The sequence below is a fragment of the Mycobacterium sp. 852013-50091_SCH5140682 genome (assembly GCF_001665685.1).
GTDB lineage: Bacteria > Actinomycetota > Actinomycetes > Mycobacteriales > Mycobacteriaceae > Mycobacterium.
The window spans coordinates 128,635-144,458 of the sequence record NZ_LZTB01000035.1; the positions used below are offsets into that span (position 1 = coordinate 128,635).

At 64.5% G+C, this 15,824-nt stretch carries 16 protein-coding genes; 9 read left to right on the forward strand and 7 right to left on the reverse strand.

What is annotated here, in order from left to right; translation table 11 throughout:
* Positions 1-3: 3 nt before the first annotated feature.
* From A5784_RS11485 to A5784_RS11520, 8 genes are all read left to right on the forward strand, one after another.
* On the forward strand, positions 4-615 hold the full coding sequence (locus A5784_RS11485) for a TetR/AcrR family transcriptional regulator (protein WP_232006013.1): 612 nt from the start codon (positions 4-6) through the stop codon (positions 613-615).
* Positions 612-1,544, forward strand: a complete 933-nt coding sequence (locus tag A5784_RS11490; protein ID WP_082944780.1) for an alpha/beta hydrolase — start codon at positions 612-614, stop codon at positions 1,542-1,544. The genes A5784_RS11485 and A5784_RS11490 overlap by 4 nt, the downstream gene beginning before the upstream one ends.
* On the forward strand, positions 1,541-2,581 hold the full coding sequence (locus A5784_RS11495; protein ID WP_064945018.1) for an NAD(P)-dependent alcohol dehydrogenase: 1,041 nt from the start codon (positions 1,541-1,543) through the stop codon (positions 2,579-2,581). The genes A5784_RS11490 and A5784_RS11495 overlap by 4 nt, the downstream gene beginning before the upstream one ends.
* Complete coding sequence (locus tag A5784_RS11500; RefSeq protein WP_286159423.1) at positions 2,578-3,369, forward strand: glucose 1-dehydrogenase; 792 nt, start codon at positions 2,578-2,580, stop codon at positions 3,367-3,369. Before A5784_RS11495 ends, A5784_RS11500 begins: the two co-directional genes overlap by 4 nt.
* The gene (locus tag A5784_RS11505; RefSeq protein ID WP_064945019.1) at positions 3,366-4,424 is read left to right on the forward strand and encodes a TIGR03857 family LLM class F420-dependent oxidoreductase; all 1,059 of its coding nucleotides are present in this window, start codon (positions 3,366-3,368) and stop codon (positions 4,422-4,424) included. Before A5784_RS11500 ends, A5784_RS11505 begins: the two co-directional genes overlap by 4 nt.
* Positions 4,425-4,441: 17 nt before the next feature.
* Positions 4,442-5,527, forward strand: a complete 1,086-nt coding sequence (locus A5784_RS11510) for an oxidoreductase family protein (RefSeq protein ID WP_064945020.1) — start codon at positions 4,442-4,444, stop codon at positions 5,525-5,527.
* Positions 5,524-6,312 carry an alpha/beta fold hydrolase gene (locus A5784_RS11515; RefSeq protein ID WP_082944781.1) on the forward strand — a complete coding sequence of 263 codons (789 nt, stop codon included), beginning with the start codon at positions 5,524-5,526 and terminating at the stop codon, positions 6,310-6,312. Before A5784_RS11510 ends, A5784_RS11515 begins: the two co-directional genes overlap by 4 nt.
* 176 nt (positions 6,313-6,488) lie before the next feature.
* Positions 6,489-7,589: an Rv3169 family protein gene (locus tag A5784_RS11520; protein ID WP_064945021.1), complete on the forward strand. Its 1,101-nt coding sequence runs from the start codon at positions 6,489-6,491 to the stop codon at positions 7,587-7,589.
* Positions 7,590-7,645: 56 nt separating this feature from the next.
* Here the strand turns inward: A5784_RS11520 and A5784_RS11525 are convergent, their stop codons facing one another.
* From A5784_RS11525 to A5784_RS11555, 7 genes are read right to left on the reverse strand one after another with little or no spacing between them, the layout of a single operon-like run.
* Complete coding sequence (locus A5784_RS11525) at positions 7,646-8,467, reverse strand: HpcH/HpaI aldolase/citrate lyase family protein (protein WP_064945127.1); 822 nt, start codon at positions 8,465-8,467, stop codon at positions 7,646-7,648.
* A complete protein-coding gene (locus tag A5784_RS11530; protein ID WP_064945022.1) occupies positions 8,464-9,786 on the reverse strand; it encodes a phytoene desaturase family protein in 1,323 nt (440 codons plus the stop codon). The genes A5784_RS11525 and A5784_RS11530 overlap by 4 nt, the downstream gene beginning before the upstream one ends.
* 30 nt (positions 9,787-9,816) lie before the next feature.
* Complete coding sequence (locus A5784_RS11535) at positions 9,817-10,977, reverse strand: acyl-CoA dehydrogenase family protein (RefSeq protein ID WP_064945023.1); 1,161 nt, start codon at positions 10,975-10,977, stop codon at positions 9,817-9,819.
* A 1-nt stretch (position 10,978) separates the two neighbouring features.
* Positions 10,979-12,190 (reverse strand): enoyl-CoA hydratase-related protein, encoded by a 1,212-nt coding sequence (locus tag A5784_RS11540; RefSeq protein ID WP_082944782.1) that lies wholly within the window; start codon positions 12,188-12,190, stop codon positions 10,979-10,981.
* A complete protein-coding gene (locus A5784_RS11545; RefSeq protein ID WP_064945024.1) occupies positions 12,180-12,632 on the reverse strand; it encodes a MaoC family dehydratase in 453 nt (150 codons plus the stop codon). Before A5784_RS11545 ends, A5784_RS11540 begins: the two co-directional genes overlap by 11 nt.
* Positions 12,633-12,651: 19 nt before the next feature.
* Positions 12,652-13,617, reverse strand: coding sequence for a DUF7064 domain-containing protein (locus tag A5784_RS11550; RefSeq protein WP_064945025.1), 966 nt, complete (start codon positions 13,615-13,617; stop codon positions 12,652-12,654).
* Complete coding sequence (locus A5784_RS11555) at positions 13,611-14,597, reverse strand: phosphotransferase family protein (RefSeq protein ID WP_197514704.1); 987 nt, start codon at positions 14,595-14,597, stop codon at positions 13,611-13,613. Before A5784_RS11555 ends, A5784_RS11550 begins: the two co-directional genes overlap by 7 nt.
* Positions 14,598-14,797: 200 nt before the next feature.
* Here A5784_RS11555 and A5784_RS11560 point away from each other — a divergent pair, with 200 nt between their 5' ends.
* Positions 14,798-15,823, forward strand: coding sequence for an MBL fold metallo-hydrolase (locus A5784_RS11560; protein WP_064945026.1), 1,026 nt, complete (start codon positions 14,798-14,800; stop codon positions 15,821-15,823).
* Position 15,824 lies beyond the last annotated feature (1 nt).

Here is a 15,824-nt window from a genome sequence, read left to right on the forward strand (position 1 = left end):
GTCGTGACTTTGGCAGCACGGCGCAACCCGAATCGGCCACAGAATCGGGGTGAGGTCCGCCGTACACGGCTGCTGGCCGCACTCGCCGACCACCTGGAAGACCAGTCCCTCGCCGACGTCTCAGTGGCTGCGGTGGCCGAGCAGGCGGGACTGGCGAGGTCGGCCTTCTACTTCTACTTCAGTAGCAAGAACGAGGCGGTGACCCACCTGCTCTCGGATGTGTTCGACGAGCAGATAGCGACGGCAAGCAGGGTACTCAACCGCAAGGGTGATCCACGGGACAACCTCTCCGACGTGCTGTGGCTGACGGCAGAGTCGTGGACCTCGCAGCGGAGAAAGTTCCTCGCCATGCTCGACGCACGCGACGCCGACCCAGAGACGCGAGAAATCTGGAATACCTGGCTGCGCCGCTACGAGAGCTTCGTCTCGGCCTATATCGACGAGCATCGTCCGCAGGGAAAGTCCGCATCAGGCGACCTGGCGCACTCACTGATCTCGTTGAACGAGCGCGTACTGGAGAGGCACCTGCGCGGACACGGCCTGGACAGCCCAGAAGCGGTTCACGCAGCCCTCGAACAGATCTGGACAGCGGCGATCTTCGGGATCATTCAGTGACCGCGGTGCAGCGGGTGACCATCACGGCCGCCGACGGCGGTCACCTGGCCGCCGAATACCGTCGGGCCGGCTCTGATGAGCTGGCGAGTCCTGCGGGCCGGCCGTGCGTCGTGATGGCCCACGGAGTCGGCGCCACCCGCGACTGCGGCCTGTCTGAGTTCGCGACCGCGCTGGCCGCCGCCGGCGTCGACGTCCTCACGTTCGACTACCGTCACTTCGCCGAATCCACCGGCACGCCAAGGCAGTTGGTGGACTTGGACGAACAGCTCGCGGACTATCACAGCACGATCGGCTACGTCCGCGCGCTGAGTGATGTCGATTCGCAGCGCATCGTGGTGTGGGGGGTGTCCCTGTCCGGTGGCCACGTCGTCAACGTTGCCGCCCACGACCCAGCCATTGCCGCCGTCATCAGTCTTACGCCAGCGGTGGACGGATTTGCGGCCGTCCGTCAGATGGTCAAAGCGAACGGACTCGCCCACATCGCGCGGTTGATGCGGATCGGCCTCGCCGACGCCTTCGCGGCAGCCCTGCGACGTCCGGCGGTACTGGCACCGATCGTCGACTCCCCTGGACGACCTGCGGCACTGTGCTCTCCCGGTGCCGTCGACGGAATGCGCGCGACCGCCGGACCGACTTGGCGCAACGCGATCGCGGCTCGGATCTTCCTGCGCATCGGCAGCTACCGACCCGTCACGGCCAGCAACCGAGTGCAGTGTCCGGTGCTCGTGCAAATCGCCGACGGTGACCGGTCCGCACCCCCCAGCGCCGCAACCGCGGCCGCACAGCGTCTGCGCGCCACCGTGCACCACTACCCCTGTGACCACTTCGACGTCTACCCCGGCGCATCGCTTCACAACAGGGTGGTGCAAGACCAGGTGCGCTTCCTGCGACGGGTGATGTCCCCGACCAACGAGGCGGTTCCCGCATGAAAGCCGTCCAGCTGATCGCACCTGGAGAATTGGCGATCACCGAAGTCGAAGTGCCGGCGATCGGTCCGGGCGAAGTGCTACTCAAAGTCGCCGCCGCCGGGCTGTGTCACTCGGACATACACGTGCGACACATGCCCGAGGCGATGTTCCCGCTGCCCCTGACCTTGGGGCACGAAACCGCCGGCCATGTCGTGGGTATCGGCTCAGATACCGACGGTTGGTCGGAGGGCGACGGAGCACTGGTCCACCTCATCTGGGCCTGCGGCGTCTGCGCCGCATGTGCGCGGGGCGATGACAACGTCTGCCACGAATCTGGACGGGCGGCCATGCCAGCTACCCCTGGTTTGGGACCAGCCGGCGGCATGGCTGAGTACATGGCGGTGCCGGCACGTTACCTCGTTCCCCTCGGCGATCTCGATCCTGTCACCGCCGCACCGCTCGCCGATGCCGCCATGACGCCATATCACGTCATCCGCAACTCACTGCCCGTGTTACGCCCCGGCGCCACTGCCGTGGTGATCGGCATTGGAGGCCTGGGGCATCTCGCCGTGCAGATCCTGCGCAACCTGTCGGCAGCCAAGATCGTCGCCGTCGACCTCAGCGACACGCGACTGGATACCGCGCGCCGCCATGGTGCACACGCCACCCTGCACGCGGATTCCGACGCAGCTGCTGCGATCCTCGAAATGACGGCGGGGCGCGGTGCGGACGCGGTGTTCGACTTCGTCGGGGGCCAGAGGACGGTCGAACTCGCCGCAGAAGTGATCGCTCCCGACGGCATCTATCAACTGGTGGGCATCGGCGGCGGCCATGTGCCAATCGCCGCAGAACCACGCTTCGGTGTCGGGTGGCCTTGGGGCGCCACTGTGCGTACCTCCTATGGCGGCACCAAATCCGACTTACTCAACTGTGTTGCTCTCGCCGCGGCGGGGCGACTGTCTGTCGATGTGGACACCTTCGCCTTGACCGACGCCATCACGGCATTCGACCGACTCGAAGAGGGAACCATCAATGGAAGGGCGGTACTGATCCCGTGACACGCCGATTCGAAAACCGCACCGTTTTCGTCACCGGAGGAGCCCGCGGCATGGGGGCATCCCATGCCCGCGCATTCGCCGCCGAAGGCGCGAACGTCGTCATCGCCGATATTCTTGATGACGAAGGGTACGCACTGGCAGAAGAATTGGGTGCCGCGTCGCTGTACACCCATCTCGATGTCAGTGACATTCAGCAGTGGCAGAATGCAATTGGAGATGCCGAGCGCATTTTCGGACCGCTCCATGCGCTCGTCAACAACGCCGGCATCGGCGGAACGCCCGCGACGCTGCTCGATACCGAGATCGATGAGTGGCATCGGGTGCTGGAAGTCAACTTGGACGGGACGTTCTTCGGCATCAAGACAGCGACACCGTCCCTCATCCGCGCCGGCGGGGGTGCCATCGTGAACGTGTCATCGTTCGCGGGCCTGCTTGGTTCGCCTCTGCTCGGCGGCTATTCGGCGAGCAAGTTCGCCGTCCGGGGGTTGACCAAGGTGGCTGCGATGGAGCTGGGGTCCTTCGGAATTCGCGTCAATTCGATTCACCCGGGGTACATTCGGACTCCCCTTCTCGAGGGCATCCCAGATGAAGCCGTACACGGGCGGTTGGCGATCGACCGCATCGCGACTCCAGACGACGTCACACCGGTGGTGCTGTTTGCCGCCAGTGACGATGCGCGCTACTGCACCGGAGCCGAATTCGCCGTTGACGGCGGCTGGTCTGCCGGGGAGCCCAGCCCGATCTTCGTGGCACCGGGTGCACCGATGCCCCAGGGGCTGACGCTATGACGGCCCCCATGCCCGAGATCGGTTTCTACACCCTGGCCGGTCAAGCCGACCATCCACGTGACCTCATCGATGAGGTGCGTGATGCCGAAAACCTCGGCATCGGTGAGTGTTTCATCTCGGAGCGGTTCTCCACCAAAGAGGTGGCAACGATCTGTGGCGCGGTGGGCGCCGTCAGCGAGACGATCGGGATCACCACCGGCGCCACCAATCACAACACCCGCCACCCGATCGTCACCGCCGCCTACGCGACCACGATGCATCGTCTGACCGGTGGACGATTCACCCTGGGTATCGGACGCGGAGTGCCACCGATCCAGCGTGCGTTCGGGATGCCCGAGATCACCACCGCGCAGATGGAGGATTTCGCACACGTCATGCGCCGCCTGTTCCGGGGTGAGACCGTGGTCGGCCACGACGGACCGATAGGCCGCTACCCGGCGCTTCGTCTCGACCCGAACTTCGACGAGGATGTCAAGCTCGGCATCGTGGCCTTCGGCCCGAATTCACTGGCGCTCGGGGGCCGGGCCTTCGACAAGGTCATCCTGCACACGTTCTTTACCGACGACACGCTGCAGCGGTGTGTGCGCACCATCAAGTCGGCTGCCGAGCAGGCCGGTCGCGATCCGGCCGACGTCCAGGTGTGGTCATGTCTGGCGACCATCGGCGACCATCTGCCCGAGGAGTTGCGCCTGCGAAAGACGGTCGGACGATTGGCCACCTATCTCCAGGGCTATGGCGACCTCATGGTGACCACAAATGACTGGGACCCACTGGTGCTCAATAAGTTCCGCGAAGATACGGTGGTCCAGGAATTCCAGCCACCCGGCGGTGCCCTACGAGTCATCGACAGCCCGTCCACAACCGTAGCCCAGCTGGAGCACATCGCGACCCTGCTGCCCGACGAGTGGGTCGGCGTCGCTGCCGTCGGCAGTCCCGGGCAGTGCGCGGCCACTGTCAAACGCCAGCTCGAACTCGGCGCCGACGGCGTCATCCTGCACGGCGCATCGCCCCGCGAGCTAGACCCCATCATTCCCGCATACCGGAACATCCGTTGAGCACGAAGGAATCTGTAATGTCATCGATCCCGCATACCGTCGCGGAGTTCACCCCCGAGGCGGTGACCGATCTGCTTTCCCAGCGGACCGAATGGAACGATCTGCGTGTCGCGGACGTGCAACCAGCCCCGGTCGGCACAGGCCAGATGGCCAGTAGCTACCGACTGACGCTGCAGTATTCAGCGCGACCCGACGACGCGCCGTCCTCGGTGATCGCCAAGGTCTCCAGCACTGATCCGACCAGCCGGCAGATGGGCGCGGCTACCGGGGCGTATCAGCGGGAAGTGCTGTTCTACCAACACCTCGGTGATCTGACCGCCGTGCGCGCACCAGAATGTTTCTCTGCCCAAATCACCGACGATCACACCGACTTCGTGTTGCTGCTCGAGGATATGGGGCCTGCCCTGACAGTCGAGCAGATCGGTGGGTGCACCGTCGACCAGGCAAACCTGGCTTTGCAGCAAGCAGCCGCCCTGCATGCCGGGTCGTGGGGCCATGACAAATTGACCGAGCAGTCCTGGCTTCCCGTCGAAAACGTCTGGAACGCGTTGGCCGGCGGATTACCGGACATCATCGAGCCATGGCTGCAGCGTTTCGAGAGTTACCTCAAGCCTGAGCATGTCGAAGTTGTGCACCGGCTCGGCCGTGAGGTGCCGAAGTGGCTCGCCACCCTGAGTGAACACCGGACGCTGTGGCATGGCGACTTTCGGCTGGACAACCTGTTGTTCGACGCCCAGGACGGGCGGACGGAGATCGCTGTCGTCGATTGGCAGAGCGTGGCCGCCGCCCCCGGGATCATCGACGTCTCCTACCTTTTGGGCACGTCATTGTCCGAGGCAGACCGGGCCACCCACGAACGCGCGCTCGTCGGCGAATACCATCGCCACCTTCTCGCGCGTGGCGTCACTGGATACGACGCCGACCAATGCTGGCGGGAGTATCAGGCGCACGCCCTCTACGGGCTGGTCCTATGCATCCCTGTCTCGTTGGGCGTGGTGAGTACAGAACGCGGAGACGCCATGTTCGGCGCCATGGCAAGCCGCGCGGCCGCCCAGATCGTGGACAACGACAGCTTCGCGGCGCTGGCAGGGTTGAACCGGTGACCGAACCCGAACCCACACCCATCGTCCTGCTGCACGGGGCCACGTCGTCAGGGCGGACCTGGGACGACGTGGTGCCTGCCATCGGCGGTCCCCATGAGGTTCTCGCGCCAACCCTGGCCGGGCACCTCGGTGGGCCGCCCCTGTCGGTCCCGCCCCGCGACGTCGTCGACGGCATCGTCGACGCCCTTTGCCGCCATCTCGATGACGCCGGCATCGAGACCGCACACCTTGTCGGGAACTCCCTCGGCGGCTGGGTAGCGCTGGAGCTGGCACGACGCGGCCGCGCGGCATCTGTTCTGGCGCTCTCCCCGGCCGGGGCCTGGCGCACCAACCGAGACCTGCGCCGATTGCTGCGTCTCTTCCGTGTCGGCGCGGCCGGTGCTCGGCACGCCACGACGATCGGCCGTCTGATCCGAACCCCGTGGGGCCGGCGCATCTTCATGCGTCCGATGGCCGAGCACGGCGACCGGATGAGCCTCACTCAGGTCAACGCGGCCCTTGAAGACATGGCAGGGTGTGCAATCTTGACCGATCTGCTTGCCGGAGCTCGTGATCGGGGCCCTATCCGTCGGTTTGAACGGCTTGACTGCCCGGTGCGGATCGCGTGGGGAGTTGAGGACAAGACACTGCCGTTCATGCGATATGGGGTACCGATGGTCGCTGCGGTGCCCGGCGCGCAGTTGGCGATGGTGCCCGACGTCGGGCATGTGCCGATGATCGACGACCCTCAACTCATCGGTCAGATGATCGCCGACTTCGTCGCCGAAGTCTGTGACACCAAGTAACTTTCGGTGACGCAGGTGCCCGACCGCTACCGCCCACCGAGCGCACTCGCGAGTTCTGCGCGCCAGGCCAGGACTCTTCCGGCGACGCCAATGTCGATATGTTGCCCCGGTCAGCGCCCGCAGCGACGCCCTCATGTCCTGGTTGTTGCCCACCGACTCGGGAAAGAAGCCGATCCATGTTGATTGCATTTGACGACTACCCGGTGCATCAGACCGCGCTCCCGCTGGCGCAGTGCGGCAACGGCAATCCGAATCACTACGACCGATTCTGGTTCAATGGCTTTCGCGACGACCTGATGTTCGGTGTCGCATTCTGCGTGTACCCGAACCGTCAGATCATGGACGGTGCCTTCTCGGTTGTCCGCGAAGGCCACCAACGATCGGTGTTCGCCAGCGGCCGGATCAATCCAGATCCGCTCGACACTCAGATCGGACCGATCCGCATCGAGGTAATCGAACCCATGCGGGTCAATCGGGTGATCGTGAATGCTCCCAAGCATGGTGTGGTGGCTGATCTGACCTACACCGCTGCCACCGACGCCATCGAAGAGACCCGGCAGATCTCCTACCAGGGCGCCCGGCTGTTCATGGATGCCACCCGAGCCACCCAGTGGGGCGCCTGGACCGGTCACATCGAAATCGAGGGCGAAACAATAGATCTCAAGGACACCTATGCCACCAAGGATAGGTCCTGGGGCGCACGGTCCACCCACGGGTGGACCGACGGTGCTCCCGCGCTACCGCCGCAAGTTTTGTTCCTTTGGGCGCCGATCCATTTCGAGCGCCACTGCTTCCACTATCTGGTCTTCGAGAATCCGGACGGGACAAGCTGGGCACGCGATGCCCGCGTGGTCGCCAAACGAACAACTCATGGCGTTGAATCAGACGCAGCGCCGATTGCATTGGCACGGGTCGAGCACCGCGTTGATTGGGCACCACGGCGACGGCGCTCACGGAGTGCAACCCTGCTCACCCACGCCCTGGACGGAACGGTCGATGAACTGACCCTCGAACCGATCGCCACATTCCAGATGAAAGGTATCGGCTACGGCCACCCACTCTGGGGTCACGGCAGTTGGCATGACGAACTAGCTGTCGGCGGTGAATCCTACGACGTCGACGCGCTGGATCCTCTCGCACCAGAGAATTTGCATGTCCAGCAATTGGTTCGGGCGACGTGGCGCGGTGAGCAGGGTCTCGGTGTGCTCGAGCAGGTCATGATCGGCCCGTTTCCGCACTACGGCTTCCCTGACTTCTTGGGACCGCCAAACCACTGAGCGCGACCGACCCGGCGCACTAGGGTGCATCGGGTCGGTCAGTCTCGAATACCCGGCTATCTGTTGGCCCGTAGCAGTATTCGCGCGGCTCGGTCGATAACCGGCTTGTCGACCATCTTGCCGTCGACGACGCACGCCTTGCCATCGGCCGCCTCCGCGGTGACCTTTCGCGCCCACTCCAGTTCCGGTGGTGACGGGGAGAACCCCTCATGAACCGCAGCGATCTGCCGTGGGTGGATACACAACTTGCCGCCGAATCCCAGCTGCGCCGCATGTGCCACGTCGTCAGCGAGCCGGCCCGCGTCGCCCAGTTCGGTGGTGACCCCGTCAAGTGGTGCGCGCCGTCCCGCGGCAGCGGAGCCAAGTACCACGGCGCTGCGCGCGTACTGAAGTGCGTGCTGTGCATCTGGGTCCACACCAAGCTCGGCGCTCAGATCGATGCTGCCGAAAGCCGCGCGCACCACTGTCTCGCATCCACAGATCTCCGCGGTCGCGTTGACCCCGACGGCCGTCTCGATGAGCGCCACGATCGGTGTAGCCGGCGCCAGCCGACCGGCAATACCCCTGACCTGAGAAACACTGTGCGCCTTGGGAATCATCACCGCTGCCTCGTGGCGGGAAAGCATTTCCAAGTCGTCGTCACACCATGGGGTGTCCGTCCCGTTCACCCGCACCATGAGTTGAACGCCGGTGCTGACCAGATAGTCGTCCACCGCCGCGCGCGCAGCGTCCTTGTCGGCGATCGCAACGGCGTCCTCCAAGTCCAGGACAACGACGTCCGCGCCGCTGGCGAGGGCCTTGGGAAATCGATCGGGCCGGTCGCCGGGGACGAACAGGACGCTGCGCGCGGTGGCGATCCGCTCGGCGAGACCGCTCAGCGCAACACCGCCGGCTTGTGGGCGGCAACGATCTTCTCCACCACGATCTTCGCCGTCTCGGCACACGCCGTGGTTCCACCGTTGGCGTACTCCTTGACGCCATCGCCGACATTCCACAGCCCGGCGAACGGGGTGTCATGGGTGAGGTCGTAGCCGGCGACTGCACGCTGCGGTGGCCAGTCGTCGCGGGTGACCGCGATGTTGAGAACGCGGGCACGACGATCGAAGTCGTCGATGTTGTCGCGCAGATCCTGCAGCAAGAATTCGGTTTCGGCGGACTCGTCGAAGTCGCCGGTCGGATTTTTGGGCACCGAGGTTCCCGCGTAGAGGTGCCAACCCTCCGGGGCCATCTCCGGGCAGACATCGGTGAAGTTGGCGATGTAGGCCAGTCTGCGCGACTTCGCGAAGCTGAGCATGCCGGGCACCTCGATCAGGCGCTCCTGGCTGGCGAAATTCACCGAGATCATCGATGTCGGGCGATCCGCCTTCTTCACCAAATCCTGATAATCCGGCGGCACGTTCTCCTCGCCGAGCAGCGCGACGGTGGCAGCAGGACCAATGTCGCTGACCACCACAGGCGCATCGATCCGCACATCCTCCCCGTTGCGAATGACCTCGATGCCGGTCACGACATCGCCGTCGCCTTTGTGGATCTTCGAAACCGGGGTGGACAGCCAGATCTGGCCGCCGTTGGCCACGACCGCATCGGCCAGGGCGCGCCAGATGCCGATGGTGCCTTCGGGGTGGAAGCCGAAGCGCTTGAAGGCACTCTTGCGGGTGAAGTAGGTCAGAAACACGCGCGCCGGCAGGTCCTCAGACCCCACGGCGAACACCGAGGCGCACATGTTACGGAAGATGCCGTGCACGCCTTCGTTCTTCGTGTACTTGGACACCCAGTCAGCGGTGGACAATTCGTCCTCGGGTAGTCCGGAGTCGTTCCGGGCGGCACCGATGCCTTTGACCAGCTTGGCGCCCTGACGGGTCAACTTGCCGAGCAGGAAACCCCACCCGCCGCCGGTGACGTCGACGTCTTTCCCGGCGATGCGGTAGAGAATCGGCGGCTGGGGTTCGCGGATGTCGAAGCGGGCTCCCACTTCGTTGCACGTCTCCTCGGTGATGCCGCCGACCTCGATGACGATGGCCCCGTTGTTGACCTTGAACCCGTCGATGTCATCGGTGGAAGCACGGCCCCCGACCTTGTCCAACCGCTCGACCACCAGGGTCCGGTAGCCCAGCTTGGTCAGACGGGCGGCCGTGAATAGTCCACCGGCACCCGCGCCGATCACCACGGCGTCGAATGTGTTGTCCGTTGACGTCATTGTCGTTCTCCTTCGGTGCTGTGAGGGCTGTCAGTACGAGCGGGGCAGGCCGAGCGAGGTCTGGGCAACGAAGTTCAGCACCATCTCGCGACTGACCGGCGCGGTGCGCATCAGCCTGGTGACGAACCACAGTTCAGACAATCCGTATTCGTGGGAGAGTCCGTTGCCACCGTGGGTCTGGATGGCTTGATCCAGTGCCTTAAGGGCTGCTTCTGACGCCGAGAACTTGGCGATGTTCGCCGCCTCACCGGCAGGCAGCCCCGCGTCGAACTGCTGAGCGCTGAGCGCGGTCGCGAGCCGGCTCAACTCGACGGCGATATGGCTCTCGGCCAGCGGATGCGAGATGCCCTGGTGGGCGCCGATCGGGGTCGACCACACGGTACGTTCCTTGGCGTAGGCGGTGGCTTTCTCGATGGCGTAACGCCCGACACCTCCGCAGATGGCGCCGACCAGGATCCGCTCCGGGTTCAACCCGTCGAAGACCTGCCGCAGCCCGTTGCCCGCCTGTCCGATCAGTGCGTCCTCACCGACCTCCACCTCGTCGAGGAAGACGGTGAACTGCTTGTCCGGCGACACGATCGACGTGTCGATCTGTTGATACGACAAGCCTTTCGCAGCGGTCGGCACGACGAACAAGGAGAGCTTGGACTTTTCCGAGGTGGAGTGGTCCCCGTCCCGTGCCACGACGAGCAGGGCGTCGCACTGGTCGATAGCTGAGATGTAGTACTTCGATCCGGAGAGCACCCAACCGGATGCGGTCTTGCGGGCGGTCGTCTTAACGTTGTGGCTGTTGGACCCGGCGTCAGGCTCGGTGAGCCCGAACGCAATCTTCTGGCTGCCGTCGGCGATCCCGGGCAGCCAGCGCTGTTTCATTTCTTCCGAGCCGTGGTGGGCCAGGATACTGCCGCAGATCGCCGGCGAGATCACCCAGATCAGCATCGGCATACCGTGTGCCGCCAACTCCTCGACGACGACCACGGCCTCGGCCATCCCGCCGCCACCCCCGCCGTATTCCTCGGGCAGGTGCACCCCGAGCAGGCCGGCCGCGCCGAGATCCTTCCAGAGTTCCTCGATGTCCTCACCGGCCCTGCCTCGCTGCAGGAAGTACGCCTGCCCGTAGCGGTTGGCAATGCCCGCGACGCTTTCGCGGATTGCCTTGTGCTCCTCGGTGTCCTGGATGAGTCCGGCCATGTCAACGTCCTTCGAAGATCGGGGTCCGCTTCTCGGCGAACGCCGAGATGGCGGACGCCGCATCGCGGGTGTTTCCTGTTGTCTTGGTGCCGCGCAACTCCGCGGCGAGTTGTGCGGTCAGATCATTGCTCCAGCTGTCCTTCAGCAGAGCTCGCATCGTGGCGAAAGCCACGGTCGGCCCCTCTGCCAGTTCGCGCGCCAAAGCCGTTGCACGAGCGCGGAGTTCATCGACCGGCACGATCTCGTTGACCAGGCCCCAGGCGAGCGCCTCCTTAGCGGTGATCGGCGTGTTGCGCAGGTAGGCTGCCGCGGCGCGCCGCGGCCCGATGAGGCGTGGCAGGTGATAGGTGCCGCCACCGTCGCCGGACAGCCCGATGCCTGCGAAGGCCGCGACGAATCGGGTGTCCTCGGCGGCCAGGACCAGGTCGGCAGCATAGATAAAGCCCAGACCGCCGCCGGCGACCGCTCCGTGGGCTGCGGCTACGATGGGTGCCTCGACCCGGCTCAGGATGTCGAATCCCTCATGGTAGGGCCGGATCATCTTCTCGAACAGCTTGTCGTAGCCTTCCCCGCCGCCTTCGAGAAAATACGAGATGTCACCACCGACGGTGAGGGCCGGACCGTTTCCGCAGATCAGGACTGCACGGACCGAACTATCTGCGGCGATCCTGCGGGCGACCTCCAGGGTCTCCTGGCCCATCCGAAGATTGATCGCGTTGCGCTTGTCTGGCCGGTTCAAGCAGATGGTGGCGACACCGTGCTCGACCCGGTAGTCGATAGTCTGAAGCATTCCGTCGCCGTCGAGGGCCGCATGCCAGGCTGCGGTGTCGGTGAGCTGTTTGAGTGAGGCGATGCGCCCATCGCCGTCGAAGGCCAGGATATGTACAAATGCGGCGTCGAGTTCGGCGCCGCTGCGCCGCGCGGTGCCGCGGTAGTTGCCGATGACTGCGAGGCGGCCGTCCTCCAGCGCCTGAAAGTCCTCGGCAACAGCGCGGGCTTTGAAGTGCTCGCCGATCCGCCACCACAGATTGGTACGCATGGCCTCCGGGCCCACATGAGTGCCGCCCATGTCGAGCGGCAGACCTTCGGCGGCATGACCGATGAAATCCGATGCCAACAAATGCGTCAGGGCGTCCGCGTTGCCCGTCGCCAGTGCCTGGTAGAGGCTCTCGGCGGCGGCGACTTTCCAGTCTCGGGTGATCTCAACCGACATAGCGCACAATCGATTCGATCACGGCGGCGGGCTTGGCCGCTCCTTCGACCTCGATGGTCGTGACTAGAGTGGCTTGGACTGCGGTGTCGAGTTCGTCAACCTGTGTGATTCGCGAGGAGGCGCGAAGCTTGGTACCGACCGGCACCGGGGTGATGAAACGCACCTTGTTGAAGCCATAGTTGATCGCCATGGCGACGTTGTCGACCCGGTAGAGCTCGTGCATGAACCGGGGCAGCAACGACAGCGTCAGCAGGCCGTGTGCGATGGTGCCACCGAATGGTCCAGACGCGGCACGGTCAGGGTCGACGTGGATCCACTGGTGATCATCGGTGGCGTCGGCGAACTTATCGACGCGCTGCTGATCCACTTCGAGCCAGTCGGTGGGGCCGAGTTCGGTCCCGGCTGCCGATTCGAAGTCCGCGAGGTTGTCGAATACCTTCATACGGTCGAAAATCCTTTCTCTACACGTGTTTTCCGACGGGTTCTCCGTCACAGATCTGGTCGAGGTATTCAGCCATGCCATGGACTTCGTCGCCCTCTTCGAGCCGCCAACGGATCGAAGATTCGACGATGCGGGTGGTCGCCGATCCATCAGCACTGCGGTGCCTCAGCGGGACAGAGGACAAGGCCTCGCCGTGCAGTCGCCACTTGCGCTGGCCGGTGCCGATGGACACCTCGATGCGCTGCTGAAAACCGTCGCCGTCGCGGTCTGTGGAGATGGTGATGTCGTCGCAGGCATGCACGCTCTCCCCGTCGAAGACGAACCCCCCGCGGCGGCTGGACCCGTCGGGCTCGCCGAAATAGGCTGCCATGAAGCCGAATTCACTGGAACTGCCGTGAATCCAACGGTAGAACCAGGGGGCTTGCCAGGAGCGTGGGCCCCACGAATGATCGCGAAGGCCGTGCCCCTGGACGGTGTGGCGGTGGCCATCGATCTCAATGACACCATTCACCGCGGTGAGTTGTTCATAATGGTTCGGCGCGAAGGACTGGTCACCCGATTCGAAGGTCTGTTCATGGGCCGGAGCAATAGCGCTGTAGCGCAATTCGATCCGTGCCGGAGCTATCGGGCTCGCCGTCAGCGCCACCTTCGGCTCACTCATGGCGCGAGGATCGGACAAGACAGAAATACCGCCGGCGAAACGGACCCACACCTCCTCCATAGGCCGCACGACGTCGACTGCCAGGCCACCGGCATTCATGGCCGCATTCGCAGTGACCTCGGGCCGAGCAAATCCGAAGCCCACCTTCCCGCCGGGCAGATAGAGGCAAACCGTTCTCTCCCCCATGCCTTCATTGGGGCGGTTCGCCAGGCGCAGGAAGCCAGCAAACCCGGTGGCGGGATCGTGGAACTCGAAGTACATCGACTCGTTGAAGTTGAGTTCCGGTCCAATCGGATGCGTATAGTCGTCCAGCGCCGTTACCATCGATGTTTCCTCAGCAGTGATGCGGCCTCGATGAGGCAATAGTTGATTTCTTCGTCGACATTGCCCAGGTCCGCCTGGGACACATCGGTACGGCGTCGGGTCTCGGCGGCTTGCAGCAGCGTCGCGGAAGTCCAGTAGGCAAGTGCCCTTTGGTAGTTCAGGTTGTGCAGTTCGATGCCGGTGCGTGCGGCGTAGAAGTCGAGCAGTGCCCCCCTGGACGGGAATCCGCCGACACGTGTCGGGCTCATCGGGCAACCGGTCGGCTCGCCGGGCCCGCGCCAACTGTTGAGCAGCCACGCCAGATCCGACAGCGGATCTCCCGCCGTACACCGTTCCCAGTCCAGAACTGCGACAACCTTGGCGTCTTGGGTGACGATGTTGGCCAAGCGATAGTCGCCATGTACCAGCCGGATCCGGGGCTCGCGGTCGGGCCGACGCGCAAGAAGTCGGGTACGCACAGCGCACCAAGCAGAATCGTGCACGCTACTGCTTCCCGATGACGTCCACACGTCGGCCAGCACAGCCAGCTGCCGGTCCGTGTGCCTCGCGCTGAATTCGGGTAGCCCGACACTGGCCGGATCCACCGTGTGCAGCCGCGCCAGCGCATCGACGACGTTCTCACCCAGGTAACGACGCTCATCGACCGTCAAACGCGATGCCTGCAGCTCATCGTCGATCACCACTCCCGCCGCCACGCTCGTCACCATGAAATGGCACCCGCGCTGGTCGCCGTGCCCGGTCACTCTCGGGACCGGCAGGCCCATGGCCGACAGCCGGGTCAGCACCGCCGCTTCCCGATCGAACGAACGCGAGTCGGGGCGGGTCCGCTCCCGCAAGATCCACTGACGCCTGGCCTGGTCGGTCACCAGCCATGTGGCATTGGTGTAGCCCAGACCCGTGCGCGTCACAGCGAGCGGCGCGTCAATGGGCCCTGCTTGTTCTGTAAGCCAGGCGGCGAGCATGCGTGGGCGTCCCGACATCGGCCGATCCACAGCCGGTAGCCGCGACCGGTCCAACGCTCCGATGACCATCGCGGCGGACCTCCTCTGCGCAAGCAACTGGGTTTTGAATAGGCCTTTGACCACCTGCAGTGGTTCCTATCACGGCTATATCGCGACGCTAACACATTTTTCTAGTTTCTGTTAAATTTTTGTGTGAAGTCAGACAGGAGCATCACCAAATGTCACATCCATCAGCTGCCGAGGTCGTCCACGAAGTGGAGCCGGTCACCGACACCGCGACGCGCGTCGCGCTGCCACTACCCCTGCCCGACCTGCAGGTCGTCAACGCCTACGTCATCTGCTCGCCCGCAGGTGTGACTCTGATCGATCCGGGATGGGCCTACCCACCCTCTGAGCAGGCATTGATCCGTGCACTGAACGGGCTGGGATACAGCGTGCGCGATGTACTCAGAATCGTCGCCACCCACCAGCACTGGGATCACTACTCACTTGGCGTGCAATGGCGCGATCAGCACGGAATCGAGCTCATGCTGGGCCGCGAAGAAGAGCACAGCATCGACGCCTTCTTGCGACAGCCCGACGTGGTTCATCCCCATCAGATCGGCAAACTGAACGAGGCCGGTGCGGCCGAACTGGCCACGGCGATCGGCAAACTGGAGTGGGAGCCTTACGAGCGAGGCGTAGCTTTCGCCCCGCCAGATCGCTGGCTCGATGACGGCGACGTGATCGACTGCGGCACGATACAACTCGTGGTGCGTACGACTCCCGGTCACACGCGGGGACACATCGTGTTCGAGGACGCGGAGAACTGCGTGATCTTCACCGGCGACCATTTGCTACCACGGATCACCCCGTCGATCGCATTCGAGCGTGCACCAGGGAAACTCCCGCTGCGCTCGTACATCGATTCGCTGCACCTCGTTCTTCGCCTGCCGGATGCGAAGATGTTGCCTGCCCACGGCAGCACCGCGGGTACCACCCATGCCCGCGCTCACGAACTGATCCAGCATCACGAAACGCGGCTACGCCAGGTCGGAGATCTCATCGCGGCCGGCAATTCCAGCTCGTTCGAGGTTGCGTCGGAGATGCGCTGGACGCGGCGGGAGCGCACGCTCGACGAGTTGGACGTCGTGCACCGCATGACGGCAATTCTCGAGGTGCAGTCCCATCTGGATCTGCTGGTGGCGCGCGGCGAACTGACCAGCGCCCTGGACGACGGAGTGCGCCGATTCGACGCGGCCTAGC